Source organism: Spiroplasma poulsonii (genome assembly GCF_009866525.1).
Taxonomy (GTDB): Bacteria; Bacillota_I; Bacilli_A; order Mycoplasmatales; family Mycoplasmataceae; genus Spiroplasma; species Spiroplasma poulsonii.
On record NZ_CM020866.1, the window covers coordinates 651,041 to 666,205 of the forward strand.

A 15,165-nucleotide genomic window follows, 5' to 3' on the forward strand; every position below is an offset into this window, starting at 1 on the left:
ATAAAAATAATAAAATCTATTAATTATTTTTGTGTTTAACAAATTATTTTCAGCACTTTAATAATATAATTAGGTTTAGTAAAGGAGAAAAAAATATTATGTATGATAAAAATAACAAAATTATTGTAAAAATAACAAATATTACTCCCTATCGTGCTTTTTGTAGAGCAGGAAAGGCTGATGGTTTAATCCATATTAGTGAAGTTTCAGATTATTTTGTTAAAGATATTAAAGATTTTTTTGATATTGGTGATGAAATTGAAGTTGAGGTGCTTGATTTTAATACAGTTAGAAAACATCTTAAATTAAGTTATAAAAATTGTCACCCTTAATTATTAAAAAATGATGATAAAGAAATTCAGGAAATAAAAACAGCATTCCAAAACTTAAATAAAAAACAAGATAAAACAGACAATATTGAAAATATTAGTAAAACAAACAAAAATGAATAAATTAATAAAAATATAAAAAAGTAAAAAATAGTATAAAACTATTTTTTACTTTTTTATTGTATTTTATGATTAATATGTTAATATAATTATAACTTTTTATCGTTTAGTTTTACAGTATACAAAATACTATGATCCAAATAAAACAAATAAAAATGGCAAACTAGGAGGAAATAGATTTGTTTTTTTACTAGATACAGAAATGGGCAGAAAACCATATCAACGAATTCATTTTGATTTATATATTAAAGTTCTCAAGGAATTAGATTCTGGTAAACGTTATCGAGATATTATTGATAAGTATAAAGATTTAAAGATTTCACCAATGACTATTTCTAATATTTTTCGTAGTGTTGATTTAGCTGAAATAAATGAAAATTTTAAACATATGGCTCTTCCAAATAAAATAAGAGCCGATAGCAAATATGTTTACTTAGGGCTGGATGACACATTTACTAAAATTTTTAAAAAGCATAAGAAAATTGACAAAAATATGGTTAGATTAGCATATTTACATACCGGAATTGATTGGCAAAAATCTAGTAAAAAAAGACATTTCTTACAAAATAAACTATTATTAATGGTAATGTAAAAAAATGTAAATCTTAAAATGAAAGAATATCGTCAATTATTAAAGGAATTTATTAATAATAACTATGATTTAACAGGCAAGCAACTAATAGTAATGAGTGATGGTGCAGAATGAATTAAAAAATTAGCTGAATATTTGAAAACAGATTATGTCCTAGATGAATTTCATTTAATGGCTAAAGTTCATCACTGCTTTAATTTTCGTAGACTAGGTAAAGATTCAAAAAAAGAACTAACTGTAGAAGAAACTCAGAAAAAAGCAATTTATCAAGATGTATATGCTTTTGTTAGAAAAGGGGAAGTTAATTCTATTTTGGATTATTTAAAACCATTTTTGACAAAAGAAATGCAAGATATATATCCATTTTTAAAAGATAAAAAAGACAAAGTCAAAGATTTAATTCAATATATAACTACTAATACTGAAGAAATCAAAAATTATCAACAAGAATATTATATTGGTTGTCAAACTGAATCACAAATTTCACATAATGTTAAAGCATTAAAATCTTATGGTGCAAAAGCATATAGTGAAATAGTTTTTCGTAATATGTTATGCATGCGAATGGCAAAAGTAAATAAATGAAATCCTATTCAATTAATTATTAATGAACATATTGAAGAAGTTAACGATGCAACAGAATATTATCGACAAAATATGTGATTCCATCCAACTAATGAAAATTCTGATTATGAACCAAAACAGGATTCAGTACCAATTTTGAATTCAAAAGATAAAGGAATTACAAAACTAATAAGAAAAATTCTTAATTCAAAAAACTAATTAATTAAGAATTTAGGGCAAATTTTAATAATTTGCTATTTTGTTGTTGCAGAATATAAAAATTCGTGGTTTAATTATCTTAACTTAAAAAGACAAGTCTTGCTAATGCTTTTATAAATAAAAAGCATTAAATTTATGTCTACTAAACAAACACTTACTTTATTCCAACACATTAAAAATGGTAAACTTTTGCCTCTTGTTTTACGAACCGTTTTAGAGTATAATATATAATAGTGAAAGTGTGTAGAATTTTAAGGAGTAATATAAAATGGACGATAAATTAATTGTAGATAATACCGATTTTTTATTAAAATTTACACTTGAAAATTTAGATATTTTAAAGAAGTTAAAAACTAAACTTGATTAAGAAGTAATTAATTTATATGATCTTGCAAATCGAAAGAAACAGTCAATTCAACATTTATGAGGAAAAACAAAGAATAATCATAATAAGATTAAAAATCGTAGTGAGCTTGAAAATTTAATTCAACATTCATTATTAGAAAAATATGTTGCAGGAATTTTAACGCGTTTTGAATTTCGAATTGACACAATTGTTCGACAATATAATCCAAAAGAAAAATATGTCAGTGTTGTTAATCCAGCAGAAGTAAATGCTAAAAATTTGTATTTAAAAATTAAAGAGCCACAACGTTATTCAACAAAAGAAATGTTAGAGTTACAAGAGTTATTAAAAGAAGTTAATGCTCCTTTGGTTAAATTAGTTAAACAATATAATGAAAATCTTGCGCAAATTAATGCAAGTAAGGTTTTAGTTGAAAAAATAAGATTAGAGGAAGTCACAAATGAATATATTGATTTTTTCTTATTAGATAATGAAGGTTAAAATTTTTTATTAATTTTTATTTGTTTTTCTTTTTTTAACCTGTGAATTATTCTTGGTTTTGTTATAATAAAAATATAGAAACGAGGCGAATATAATGGAATACAAAGTTCGTAGCAAAAACATTATTATTACTGATGCAATGCATCAGCATTTAATGGATACTTTTAATAAATTATTAAAATATCAGCAAGTTAATGAAAATGATCTTGTTCATGTTGATATTGAGTTTACCAAAGAGAACAATGTTGTCATTAATACTTCAATTGATATTAGAGGGAAAAACAATTTCTTAAAAGCAGAAGTTCATAATAGTGATTTTTATAAAGCAGTTGACCAAACTTTACATAAAATTGAAGAACAGTTACGAAAAATTAAAGGAAAAAGAGAAGACCGCCATAATAAAAATCAAGCCCTTGGAAAAGTCTATGCAACATCACTTGAAGCTGAAGCGGACCAAGAAGAGGAATTTAGTTAACCTTTTTTATTTATTACTGTTTAGTAGTAGTTGTATTATTTGTGGCGTTTGCTTTATTAACCCGAATTGCACCAATTCCTTCTAATAATCAAATTAAAGCCCCAATTACAGCAACTAATTCACCAACAACAATTACTCAAGTTGAAATTTCTTTTGTTGAAGTGATAATTGCACCGATCATACCAATAATTGCAATTGTGATAAAAACAATTCCAGCAATTAATTTACCAATTTTGTGACGAACAAAGGTTGCGACACAAATAAACAAGAAAGCTGTAATTAAAATAATTGCGCCATTATCTCCAGTGTTATTGTGAACAAAGAGTCTTGTGTCAACTTTAACATTTGGAAATGAGTTTAAAATTGCTAAAATAAACAATCATAATCCAGAAATTCAAATCATTACTTTTTGGAAAGTAACATTAACCTTAATTGTTGCATATTTTAATTTTGCCATAATTTTTTCCCTCCTTAACCATATCAATAGATATATTATAACAATATTATTAAAACTAATTTAATAATATTGTTAATAAATTAAATAATTCGTAAAATATCGTTTGCTTTAATATTCAAGAATTTAATCATTCCTGGTGCTAAACAATAGACAAAATAACATTCTGAAAAATAATGAGTCATTTTTTGTGAGCCAAAATTTTGAATTGTTGAAATAACTTCAAAGTTTTTATTACAAAAAATAACATCAAGTTGATAAAAAATCCCAAAACTATTAAATCCGCGCACGTTTCGTAGTAAATAACCATCTTTCATTGTAATATCTTTTGGTTGAATTAAACTAGTAAATTTATCGCGTCAAGATTTAATAATATGAACATCAACATCTTGGGGAATACTATTGACTGTCAATGTTTTATGATCTTTTAATAAATAATATTTTTTATTTCGTTTATGTTTCGTACGATGAAATTTATAAATTAAATTTGAAAAAATTCCCATAATCACACCTTTTTCTTTTTTCTTAACAATTATATAAAATTATATTATAATTACCAAGAGAAAGAGGTGTTATTATGAAATTTGCATTGTTTTTAGCAACTGGTTTTGAAGAAGGTGAAGCAATTATTACCGCTGATGTATTACGTCGTGGTGGGATTAACTTGGAATTAGTTAGTATCATGAAAAAACGAGAAGTTGTTTCAGCGTATAATGTTACAATTGTAGCAGATAAATTAATTGAGGATGTTAAATATGAAGATTATGATGGGTTTATCTTGCCTGGCGGTCGGGTTGGCGTTGATAATCTTACAAAAAGTGAAATGTTAAAAGATTGATTATTAAAAGCAAATAGTGATCAAAAAACAATTGCTGCGGTGTGTGCTGCTCCCCAAATTTTAGGGCATTTAGGAATCTTGGACAACAGAGAAGCAACAAGTTATCCAGGATGTACGAAAGGAATGGAAAAAGCAATTTACAATGATGAAATGGCAGCAATTACTGATGGTAACGTTATTACAGGGGCTTCGGTTGGATCAACAATGAATTTTGCGTTGGCAATTGCTGATCGGGTATTAGGACCAGAAAAAGTGATGGAATTACATCACGAATTAGTCATTAGGGATTAAAATTATCTTGCAAATAATTTGCAAGATAATTTTAATTTAGCAAATAATTTGTTAAATAAAAAGAGTAAAATAAAAATACCTCAAAGGAACATAAGTAATTTAAAATTAATTGTTAACAACTCTTGGATCCGTTTGTAGTAACTTAGCTATTAACTCCCTTTGTCCAAAAAAGAGGTTTTTAACTTAATTGAGGTAGACAGGGTGTTTGTTATTTTTTAATAACAAAAAATATTTTTAACTGATAATGACAAAAAATGTTATTATAAATTTTGAAAAATAAAACTAAAAGATATTAATGAGATTAATTAGATAAAAACTTTAAAAAATAGGAGGAATAATATGAAGAGAATATTAGCTCTTTTAGGAGCAATATCGTTAGTGGGGACAAGCGCCGTTTCAGTTGTTGCTTGTGGTCATCCTCAAGATCAGAATGTGTCAGTTGATGAAATTAAAAAACAATTAGAACAATATACTGATACACCATTTTTTGCTTCTTCATCAGAAATAACAAACGATAAATTAGCATCAGAATTAGCTAGTAAAATAACAGTAGGAAGTTACAAGTTAGTCGTTAAAGCTGATCCGACATTTGTGCAACCAAAAATTTCTGATGGCAATGCTCTATCAGCAGCAACCATTAATGAGTTTAAAACACAATTAGCACTAACCGCAGCAGAAGGAAAATTAGTTGTGAATAATGGAAGTGCAATTGTTAGTTTGGAGAAAAAATCAACTGAACTATTTAGTGTTAAAATTAAGTGATCAACAAATGAATTACTGTTTTTAGCAAGCACCATTAATAAAATTAATGATGTGGGGGATACAACTCAAAATATTAAATTTCCACTACCACCAATTATGCCGGAATTATATATTAATATTGCTGATTTATATAGTTATCTTGGCTTAATTGAATTGCCAGCAGAATTAATCAATAGTATTGATTTATCACAAATAAATACCCCCGATTTTGTTACTAAGTTTAATGATGTTTTAAAAAAGATTAGCGATAGATTGTCAGTTCTTGGTCTTGGTCTTGGTGATTTCTTAACAAAAGACTTATCGTTTTCTTTTAAAGTAGTAAAACCCACTAAAGAGAACAAAACTGATATTACCATAAAAGGAACTGGAACTGTTAATGATTTATTGCATAATATTGCTCCAGATGTTATTGCATTATTACAATGATACCTTAAAGAAGGCAAAGAAAGAATTGGAACAACTCATAATACTGTTTTACCATTAATTCAATATTTATTGTCACCAGTTAATAAAAATGTTCAAGAAAATATTAAAACTGAATTTGGTGAAACTAACTGATTCTATGAAAATACAGCAACAAATTTTGATAGTTTGATGTTTCATTTACTTAGTGGGTATAAAGGAGAACCAACGAAAGCTGATAATCAGTATATTTTTAAAGTTGTTGGAAAAGTAGTTATGAATGTCGTTTTAGAAGTTGCTATAGAACTTGATGATGTTTTTGATCAAAGTCTTGTTGGTAATAAAGGTCATCCTAGTTCTTTTACAAAAACATTTGTTTTTTTACACTTAAATCCAACCTTATTAATTGCAAGTATTTTAAATGTTTTTAGTCAAAATGAAGGAAAAGGGATTGATGCTGTTGGGAAAAGTATTTTACAACCAAAAACGTGAAAAGGAATTAATTCACTGATACAAGAGAATATTCCAGCAATTAATGTTTATTTAGGGCCAAGTATTATGAATTTTGCTGGACCAACGATTTTACGTAATTTAGGTTTAAGCAATACTGAAATAGATAACAATAACATTACAATGACTGCCGGAACAGTTAAGTTATCACTTAAAAATAAAAATAATCAGTGAGAGGATTTTAAAGCAACTTTTAAAGAAGGTGATAAGCAACCTGATTTAACGCAAATTCTTAATGCAACTGATATAAAAATTAGTTTTATGAATGTTAAATTTAAAGTTACTCCAAAAAATAATGATAAAATTGCTTACGAAACAAATGGAAATATCAATTTTGATTTATGATTATCGGACTTGATGAATTAAGATATTAAGAAAAAGTATTTTAAATTTATCTTTGTTACATATATAAATACTTCAAAATAGAGTATTAAAAATTCTGATTTGAAAGCATAGTTAACTATGCTTTCAAATCATTTTTATTTTAAAATACAAAATTAAGGACAATAATTCCTATAATAATTTAGGGGTGCTTACTTTTTTTAATTATAATTAGTGATATAGGAAAAATATGATAAAAAACTTAGCAACAAATAAATATATTAATAAGGAGACATAAAAAATGAAAAAATATTAGCCTTATTAGGAACCTGCTCATTGTTAACAGCAGGAGTAACAACCGTTGTTAGTTGTGCATCTAAGCCGAATGTTGACCCTAGTGATGATGATAATGATATTAGAAAAGATTTAGATTTGTTATTAAAGATTATGAATGAAGCTCATGAAGTATTTTTAAATTATGCAAATGAAAAAGCTGTTCTTAATTTTAATGATTATCAAATTCCAGAATTAAACCAATTATTTGATTTAGTTAATCCAACGGAAAAAGAAGTTGAATTGCAATTAGACACTCCTTTTGGTGAGAAAATAAATAATTTTCTTGAGAATAATTTTAAAACAGTTTTTGATGAGGTTAATCGATTAATTACCAATAAATACTCAAACTATTATGTTAATTCAATGCCGTTTGCTTTTAAGACGAGTCTTTCAAATTTAAAAGTAAATTACGTTGATGTAGTAGCATTACAAAAATTAACTACACAACCAATTAAGGATTTAAAAGCAGTTGTGGTAAATTATAGTTTTGGTTATACTGGTTCATTCAAAACATTAACTAATCCAGCAAGATTTAATATTAAATATGTTACTACAAATAATCAAAGTGATGTTGCTAAAACATTACCAGATCTTAATTTATTTTTTTTACATAATTTTTGTTTATATTGGATAAGGCTAACTTGAAATAAAAACGAAGCTACAAGGGACCAGAGTTTTTCAACACAAGGATCCAAGATGTTTTGAAGTTTAGGTTTTGGTTTTGGAGATTCAAGGAATAGTGCTATTGTATATACTGCTTGAACGCGATTGCAACAAGATTTAGGTTTTGTTTCGCGGGCTTAGTGGGTTTTAGTTATGTTTTCTTGATTATTCTTATTTAATTTGTAAAAACACATTTTCTTTCATTTTATAATAGACTTCTTGCATTACTTGTTAAAAAATTGCAAATATTTGTAAAAAAGATACTAATAGAAAAATATAATTTTAATTAATTATGTTTTTTATTTAAAAATTTAATATTTTTCCACAACGAAAAATTAATTTATTATTTAAATTATTTAATTTTAAATAAATATTTTATGTTAAATATAATAATTGTAAATTATAAATTGAGGCAATTAAATTAAATCTTAAACCAAATCTTTTTCTTCGATTACGATATTTTTCTGTAATAATTTTAAATTTTTTAAGAATAACAAAAATATTTTCAATAATAATTCTCATTTTTGAAACTAGTCTATTATATTGCTTTTGTTCTTTGTTTAAAGGGTTTTTCTTTGTTTTCTTTGTAGGTATTAGAACATTATTGTGATTTTTTTGTATTCCTTGATAACCACTATCAACTATTAATTTGGTATTTTTTAAAATTGGGATTTTTGATTCTTTAAATAAAGCATAATCATGTTTTTTTCCGAGCGAAAAACTTGTTGCAATAATTTTTTTGGTTTCTTGTTCGATAATTACTTGTGTTTTGATCGTGTGTTTTTTCTTTTTACCAGAATAAGATTGTTTTTGTCTTTTTTTGGGCGTTGGATTGGAGTTTCGGTAGCATCAATAATAATAGTTTTATCATTAAAATAATCATTTATTAGTGCTTTTTTACCAGCAAATTGTTGAAAATCAGAGTTTTTAATTAAAATATCTTCAATTCACTTAATATTACGATAACAATTAGCCTCACTAATATCAAAACTTTTACCAAGATGAAAATAAGTCTGATATTCTCGTCAATATAATAAAGTCATCAATAATCTATTTTCTAATGATAATTTATTAGTTTTACCACCTTTTTTAAATTTTTCTATTTCAGCAACTTTTAAAATATCTAACATTTTATTAAAAGTGGATTTTTTTATTCCTGTTAATCTTAACCATTCTCTATCATTAAGAGTATTAAATTTATTATTGTTCATATTTTTATGTCCCCATAAATTATATTTTATAATAATATTTTAATAAAAAAGGGTATCGCAAGAAGTCTAATTTAAGTCATATTAATTTTGATAATTTAGCAAAATTAATTACAGTTAATAATGATAGTATTATGGGTATTACAATTAATTTTAGTATTTCATATTCAATTAAATTTAAGGATCTTGAACAACCTCAGAATTCACAAGGACTTGTTGTTATTTGCAATGATGTTTAAGCCTTAAGCGGTATTCAGAAGAATCTTGAAAACTATTTTATTACTTTTATTGATGAACTTTTTCAAAAGCAAAATTATGAAATCATTGATTCATTACAACATAATTTTGATGCTATCAATGGTTATAATACAATTTGGCCGATAGTGGGTCAAGAATTAAAGGCGAGAGGAATTTTATTTAAAAATAATTCAAGTATTTCTTGAAGTTCTTTTAGTACTTCCTTTCGTCTTATTGAAACCGTAACCAAATCAGATTCGGTTTTATCATAGGTAGGTAGTGGTTATGATTCACAGAAATTAACACCAGAAAATTTTTTGAAATTCTATAAGGAAAAATATTTTAAACCAAGTACTTTAAAAAATTATTATGTTTATGTTAAAGGAAATGTTACATCTTTTTATCCACAAAGTTTTACAATTGAAAATTTGCCCTTTAACAAGAAAAACTCATCTAAAACCTTAAAAACACCAATTAAAGTATTACAGTCACAACAATTTATTGATCAAAAATTAGATCAATTTGCGGAAACAACAATGAAATTATGACAATATTATCAAATTGAAACATATAATGACAGACTAGTTTTTAAAATGACCCAAAATAATTTTAATGTTTTAGCAAATAAGGCAGTTGCTTTTAAAACAAATAATAATTCATTTGCAAATTTAATCCCATTTTTCAGAACTATTTTTAAGATATTTAATGATAAATTAGATCCGAAAATTAAATCTGATACAAGACTTTCATATTACACTAATACTGATAATATTAATTTAATAAAAAATTCAAACGCATTAATTTTTCAATTATTTCGAAAAATGAATAAAGATGGATATTATCTATGATTAGACATAAACTTTAGTTACAATGCCTTTGGTTATAGTTTTTTCTTTAAACCCGATAGGCACGAAACAAATACTGATAAGAAAGATGAATTTTTACAAACAATTGAATTTAAAGTTGTTTAATGGAGATATGATTAGCATTATAATGCAATAATTTATCTTAAAGAATTTAAAATGAAGACTTTTTAAATTCTTTTTTTTGTTTATAATTAATTTATAGAAAAAAATAGAAGAAATAAAGGAGCTAAGTTGATCAATGAAAAAACTATTATTAATTTTAGTTAGTTTAGGAATTACAGCAACCTCTAGTTTTAGTTTAATTGCTTGTAACCCACCCCAACACCAAGAAAAAAACATTTTACAAACATTTCAAATTAATACAAATCAAACGGGGATTGAAATTTTAGCTAATTTACATACTTTTATGCAAATTCGTTATCGTTTAACGCAAGACCCTACAGCACGAAAAATTGCGACATATCAGGTTGTATATCAAAACAAGGATATTACTAATGATCAAATAGTAACTGTTAGTCGTGATGGAATTGTTCATATTACTATTACTTTAGCCCCACCTGATTCATCAATTTCTGTTGATCAACAAAATTTAGTGCAAGAAGGATTTGAACTAGGGAACACATATAATGTTGAAATTAAAGTCACTGATGTTAATAAACAAAATATTAAAACTGTTATTGTTCCAGATTTAAAAACTTCTGCAAGAGAAAATGAGGTCTATCAAAAGTTAAATACTAATTATGATATCATAGAAGCGGTTCGTGATGCAATTAATCACCGTTTATCGATTACAGCTTCGAATAGTGATTTTATTATTACTAATGATCAAAAACCAAATGAAAAACAGTTGCCAGGAACAGTTGTAACTTTTACTGTTACTACCGCACCAAATAGTAGTTTAATTGAAGGTTCATTTACTTTTATTAATACTTTATCAGCACGAAAAGATATTTCCGAAGTTGAAATTAATAATTTACCAGTTGATCCAAACCCTAAGTTTACTTATGATCAATTAAATCAAAACAAAGAGATTTTAGATGCCATTATTGGAACAATTAATAACAAGTTACAAATTACGATTACAACAAAAGATTTTATTGTAACAAATGATCAAAAAGTTAATGAACCACAAGCACCAAGTCAAACAGTAACATTTATCGTTGTGGCAACAGAAACTAGTAGTTTAATTCATGGTACCTTTAAATTTACGGTTGTATTAGCAAAATTAAATTTAACCCCCGTTAAAATTGATGGAACAACTATCACCGTTGTTGCTGACCCAGATGCTCTTTATGAAACACTAAATAAAAATAATGAAATTATCACAGCAGTAACAACAACGATTAATAAGACGCTTTTGATTACGGTGACTAAGCTTGACTTTATCATTACGAATAATCAACCTAGTGATAAAAAACAAGAACCAAAGACAGTTGTAACGTTTACAATTACTGCAAGTGAAACTAGTAAATTAATTACTGGTCAGTTTACTTTTAAAATTACTTTACAAGAAAAAACAATGTAATATTAACAATCATCAAAATAGAAGAGGAAGTTAATATGAATCAAGAAAATAAGGATATGAATTGAAAAATAGTAAGTAAAGAAATTATTAATAGACAATTACAATCATATTATCGCAATAATATTTCATTTCAACCACCAACAAAACAACATCAACTAGTAATTCGGTGAATGTTGTTTTTAGGACCGTTTTTAACATTAATGGGAATTTTTATTAGTATTTTATTTGTTGTTAAAAGTATTGCTATTTATTTAATTTTTTTACCACTTCTAATGTTATTAATTGGAATTAGTTTAATTGTTGTTGTTTCTTATTATATGATTAAGTGAACACGGTTATTAAAACTTTATGATAAAATCATGGAAAAAATTAATTTAGTTGAAATTTATAATTTAGGTTTGGCCCAATATTTTAATTCACAATTAATTAGACTTCTTGCGATACCCTTTTTATTAAAATATTATTATAAAATATAATTTATGAGGACATAAAAATATGAACAATAATAAATTTAATACTCTTAATGATAGAGAATGGTTAAGATTAACAGGAATAAAAAAATCCACTTTTAATAAAATGTTAGATATTTTAAAAGTTGTTGAAATAGAAAAATTTAAAAAAGGTGGTAAAACTAATAAATTATCATTAGAAAATAGATTATTGATGACTTTATTATATTGACGAGAATATCAGACTTATTTTCATCTTGGTAAAAGTTTTTATATTAGTGAGGCTAATTGTTATCGTAATATTAAGTGAATTGAAGATATTTTAATTAAAAACTCTGATTTTCAACAACTTGCTGGTAAAAAAGCACTAATAAATGATTATTTTAATGATAAAACTATTATTATTGATGCTACCGAAACTCCAATCCAACGCCCAAAAAAAGACAAAAACAATCTTATTCTGGTAAAAAGAAAAAACACACGATCAAAACACAAGTAATTATCGAACAAGAAACCAAAAAAATTATTGCAACAAGTTTTTCGCTCGGAAAAAAACATGATTATGCTTTATTTAAAGAATCAAAAATCCCAATTTTAAAAAATACCAAATTAATAGTTGATAGTGGTTATCAAGGAATACAAAAAAATCACAATAATGTTCTAATACCTACAAAGAAAACAAAGAAAAATCCTTTAAACAAAGAACAAAAGCAATATAATAGACTAGTTTCAAAAATGAGAATTATTATTGAAAATATTTTTGCTATTCTTAAAAAATTTAAAATTATTACAGAAAAATATCGTAATCGAAGAAAAAGATTTGGTTTAAGATTTAATTTAATTGCCTAAATTTATAATTTACAATTATTATATTTAACATAAAATATTTATTTAAAATTAAATAATTTAAATAATAAATTAATTTTTCGTTGTGGAAAAATATTAAATTTTTAAATAAAAAACATAATTAATTAAAATTATATTTTTCTATTAGTATCTTTTTTACAAATATTTGCAATTTTTTAACAAGTAATGCAAGAAGTCTAATAAAAAAATACAACTTGACCCCACTTGTTTAGATGACTTAATTCAACAATTAAATAAATAACAATTATGTTATTAGAAAGGAATAAATATAATAGACTTCTTGCGATACCCTTTTTTATTAAAATATTATTATAAAATATAATTTATGAGGACATAAAAATATGAACAATAATAAATTTAATACTCTTAATGATAGAGAATGGTTAAGATTAACAGGAATAAAAAAATCCACTTTTAATAAAATGTTAGATATTTTAAAAGTTGTTGAAATAGAAAAATTTAAAAAAGGTGGTAAAACTAATAAATTATCATTAGAAAATAGATTATTGATGACTTTATTATATTGACGAGAATATCAGACTTATTTTCATCTTGGTAAAAGTTTTGATATTAGTGAGGCTAATTGTTATCGTAATATTAAGTGAATTGAAGATATTTTAATTAAAAACTCTGATTTTCAACAACTTGCTGGTAAAAAAGCACTAATAAATGATTATTTTAATGATAAAACTATTATTATTGATGCTACCGAAACTCCAATCCAACGCCCAAAAAAAGACAAAAACAATCTTATTCTGGTAAAAAGAAAAAACACACGATCAAAACACAAGTAATTATCGAACAAGAAACCAAAAAAATTATTGCAACAAGTTTTTCGCTCGGAAAAAAACATGATTATGCTTTATTTAAAGAATCAAAAATCCCAATTTTAAAAAATACCAAATTAATAGTTGATAGTGGTTATCAAGGAATACAAAAAAATCACAATAATGTTCTAATATCTACAAAGAAAACAAAGAAAAACCCTTTAAACAAAGAACAAAAGCAATATAATAGACTAGTTTCAAAAATGAGAATTATTATTGAAAATATTTTTGCTATTCTTAAAAAATTTAAAATTATTACAGAAAAATATCGTAATCGAAGAAAAAGATTTGGTTTAAGATTTAATTTAATTGCCTCAATTTATAATTTACAATTATTATATTTAACATAAAATATTTATTTAAAATTAAATAATTTAAATAATAAATTAATTTTTCGTTGTGGAAAAATATTAAATTTTTAAATAAAAAACATAATTAATTAAAATTATATTTTTCTATTAGTATCTTTTTTACAAATATTTGCAATTTTTTAACAAGTAATGCAAGAAGTCTATTCTAAAAAATATTAGTCAAACTTTTGAACCAGCACCTAGTAGGTTAATTAATTTTAATATTAATACTAAAATTGATACTGTTTTTAATTTATCACATACTTTGGGTGAAATTTCGTTTGGTACAATTATTCATCATGTCATTAATAAAGTTAACCCTAAAATTAATAGAGACGAATTCTATCGGTTACCAATTTTTACCGCACAACCAACCACTAAATTATCTGCTGAATTTACAATTCAGCCGCGCAGAGTATCAACTAAATTTTTTAATCCGTTAACTTATGTTAGTTTTGAGGATGATTTATTTGAACGGGTGTTTTTCGTTGGGGGTCATTATGAACGAGCAATTAAAAGTATTTTAAATCCAAAAGTTCGTAAAAACTTACTTGTCTTAGCAGCAAAGACACCAACAATTCCTGCCGTTGATGTGGTTCAAAATGTTTTAACATTTTTGTTTCAATCTTATTTAGTAAAAAATTGAAATGATAGGAAAATGACATTAACCCAAGTTGATTTTTCAGGAAATTTTGAACGTGTAGCTGATGATATTATTACTAAAATTGAAACAGATATTATTTGATTAAAAGAATGTTTAGTTTGATTGAATCAATTTGGTATTATGATGGTATAGCAATTTATTTCAAACAAAATAATTTTATTAAGAAAACAGGAGTGAGATGATAACAAATGCAAGAAAAATTGTTTACAAATCAAAATCAGCAAAAATTATTAGTTGAATTAAATTATGAAATGCAAACCGCTGATGAAGTTTGTTTTGTTTTTCCCTTTATTTCCAAAGCGATTATTAATAAAATTGAAGCATCGATTAAGTATTGTTGTCTTAATAAAATTCCAATTCGAATTATTACTACTACTTTTGATGATTTAGCTGAATATAATAATTTATTATAATTAGCACGATTAGTAACAACTTATAATAATATTCAG

Annotated in this window: 21 protein-coding genes; 17 read left to right on the forward strand and 4 right to left on the reverse strand. The window is 24.9% G+C overall.

Annotation, left to right across the window (positions count from 1 at the left end):
* The first annotated feature begins 98 nt into the window (after window positions 1–98).
* The 5 genes from MSROBK_RS03605 (at window position 99) to hpf (ending at window position 3,146) form a co-directional block, all read left to right on the forward strand.
* Window positions 99–332, forward strand: a complete 234-nt coding sequence (locus MSROBK_RS03605) for a S1 RNA-binding domain-containing protein (RefSeq protein WP_084217958.1) — start codon at window positions 99–101, stop codon at window positions 330–332.
* Window positions 333–651: 319 nt separating this feature from the next.
* The gene (locus tag MSROBK_RS03610) at window positions 652–1,041 is read left to right on the forward strand and encodes a hypothetical protein (protein ID WP_040093144.1); all 390 of its coding nucleotides are present in this window, start codon (window positions 652–654) and stop codon (window positions 1,039–1,041) included.
* Window positions 1,042–1,059: 18 nt separating this feature from the next.
* The gene (locus MSROBK_RS03615) at window positions 1,060–1,824 is read left to right on the forward strand and encodes a UPF0236 family transposase-like protein (RefSeq protein ID WP_040093146.1); all 765 of its coding nucleotides are present in this window, start codon (window positions 1,060–1,062) and stop codon (window positions 1,822–1,824) included.
* A 625-nt stretch (window positions 1,825–2,449) separates the two neighbouring features.
* Complete coding sequence (locus tag MSROBK_RS03620; RefSeq protein WP_040093147.1) at window positions 2,450–2,671, forward strand: hypothetical protein; 222 nt, start codon at window positions 2,450–2,452, stop codon at window positions 2,669–2,671.
* Between the two features lie 94 nt (window positions 2,672–2,765).
* Entirely contained in the window at window positions 2,766–3,146 is a 381-nt protein-coding gene (hpf, locus tag MSROBK_RS03625) for a ribosome hibernation-promoting factor, HPF/YfiA family (protein WP_052443467.1), read from the forward strand.
* Window positions 3,147–3,159: 13 nt separating this feature from the next.
* On the opposite strand, the gene MSROBK_RS03630 is transcribed toward hpf, so the two are convergent.
* Together MSROBK_RS03630 and MSROBK_RS03635 are read right to left on the reverse strand one after the other, a co-directional pair.
* A complete protein-coding gene (locus MSROBK_RS03630) occupies window positions 3,160–3,603 on the reverse strand; it encodes a hypothetical protein (protein WP_040093149.1) in 444 nt (147 codons plus the stop codon).
* Window positions 3,604–3,683: 80 nt separating this feature from the next.
* Window positions 3,684–4,103 (reverse strand): hypothetical protein, encoded by a 420-nt coding sequence (locus MSROBK_RS03635; RefSeq protein ID WP_040093151.1) that lies wholly within the window; start codon window positions 4,101–4,103, stop codon window positions 3,684–3,686.
* A gap of 74 nt (window positions 4,104–4,177) precedes the next feature.
* Between MSROBK_RS03635 and MSROBK_RS03640 the strand changes: the two genes are divergently transcribed.
* The 3 genes from MSROBK_RS03640 (at window position 4,178) to MSROBK_RS03650 (ending at window position 7,864) form a co-directional block, all read left to right on the forward strand.
* Entirely contained in the window at window positions 4,178–4,729 is a 552-nt protein-coding gene (locus tag MSROBK_RS03640; protein ID WP_040093152.1) for a DJ-1 family glyoxalase III, read from the forward strand.
* Between the two features lie 339 nt (window positions 4,730–5,068).
* Window positions 5,069–6,769, forward strand: a complete 1,701-nt coding sequence (locus tag MSROBK_RS03645; RefSeq protein WP_040093153.1) for a lipoprotein — start codon at window positions 5,069–5,071, stop codon at window positions 6,767–6,769.
* A gap of 291 nt (window positions 6,770–7,060) precedes the next feature.
* Window positions 7,061–7,864 (forward strand): hypothetical protein, encoded by an 804-nt coding sequence (locus MSROBK_RS03650; RefSeq protein WP_040093155.1) that lies wholly within the window; start codon window positions 7,061–7,063, stop codon window positions 7,862–7,864.
* 234 nt (window positions 7,865–8,098) lie between these two features.
* Here the strand turns inward: MSROBK_RS03650 and MSROBK_RS13125 are convergent, their stop codons facing one another.
* Window positions 8,099–8,497: a transposase family protein gene (locus tag MSROBK_RS13125; RefSeq protein ID WP_416375038.1), complete on the reverse strand. Its 399-nt coding sequence runs from the start codon at window positions 8,495–8,497 to the stop codon at window positions 8,099–8,101.
* Window positions 8,482–8,934, reverse strand: a complete 453-nt coding sequence (locus tag MSROBK_RS13130) for an IS5 family transposase (protein WP_040093157.1) — start codon at window positions 8,932–8,934, stop codon at window positions 8,482–8,484. The genes MSROBK_RS13125 and MSROBK_RS13130 overlap by 16 nt, the downstream gene beginning before the upstream one ends.
* 551 nt (window positions 8,935–9,485) lie before the next feature.
* Between MSROBK_RS13130 and MSROBK_RS03660 the strand changes: the two genes are divergently transcribed.
* The 9 genes from MSROBK_RS03660 to MSROBK_RS11480 all read left to right on the forward strand — a co-directional run bounded on the left by MSROBK_RS03660 (window position 9,486) and on the right by MSROBK_RS11480 (window position 15,129).
* A complete protein-coding gene (locus MSROBK_RS03660) occupies window positions 9,486–10,139 on the forward strand; it encodes a hypothetical protein (protein ID WP_052443468.1) in 654 nt (217 codons plus the stop codon).
* Window positions 10,140–10,272: 133 nt separating this feature from the next.
* Window positions 10,273–11,559 (forward strand): spiralin repeat-containing protein, encoded by a 1,287-nt coding sequence (locus MSROBK_RS03665; protein ID WP_052443469.1) that lies wholly within the window; start codon window positions 10,273–10,275, stop codon window positions 11,557–11,559.
* 35 nt (window positions 11,560–11,594) lie between these two features.
* Window positions 11,595–12,035: a hypothetical protein gene (locus tag MSROBK_RS03670; RefSeq protein ID WP_040093159.1), complete on the forward strand. Its 441-nt coding sequence runs from the start codon at window positions 11,595–11,597 to the stop codon at window positions 12,033–12,035.
* Between the two features lie 19 nt (window positions 12,036–12,054).
* Window positions 12,055–12,507, forward strand: a complete 453-nt coding sequence (locus MSROBK_RS13135; protein ID WP_040093161.1) for an IS5 family transposase — start codon at window positions 12,055–12,057, stop codon at window positions 12,505–12,507.
* Window positions 12,492–12,857: a transposase family protein gene (locus MSROBK_RS13140; RefSeq protein WP_416375436.1), complete on the forward strand. Its 366-nt coding sequence runs from the start codon at window positions 12,492–12,494 to the stop codon at window positions 12,855–12,857. The genes MSROBK_RS13135 and MSROBK_RS13140 overlap by 16 nt, the downstream gene beginning before the upstream one ends.
* A gap of 359 nt (window positions 12,858–13,216) precedes the next feature.
* On the forward strand, window positions 13,217–13,669 hold the full coding sequence (locus tag MSROBK_RS13145) for an IS5 family transposase (protein ID WP_040093163.1): 453 nt from the start codon (window positions 13,217–13,219) through the stop codon (window positions 13,667–13,669).
* On the forward strand, window positions 13,654–14,052 hold the full coding sequence (locus MSROBK_RS13150; protein ID WP_416375032.1) for a transposase: 399 nt from the start codon (window positions 13,654–13,656) through the stop codon (window positions 14,050–14,052). The genes MSROBK_RS13145 and MSROBK_RS13150 overlap by 16 nt, the downstream gene beginning before the upstream one ends.
* 265 nt (window positions 14,053–14,317) lie before the next feature.
* Complete coding sequence (locus MSROBK_RS03685; RefSeq protein WP_040093164.1) at window positions 14,318–14,848, forward strand: hypothetical protein; 531 nt, start codon at window positions 14,318–14,320, stop codon at window positions 14,846–14,848.
* 56 nt (window positions 14,849–14,904) lie between these two features.
* The gene (locus MSROBK_RS11480; RefSeq protein WP_227991411.1) at window positions 14,905–15,129 is read left to right on the forward strand and encodes a phospholipase D-like domain-containing protein; all 225 of its coding nucleotides are present in this window, start codon (window positions 14,905–14,907) and stop codon (window positions 15,127–15,129) included.
* The last annotated feature ends 36 nt before the right edge of the window (window positions 15,130–15,165 follow it).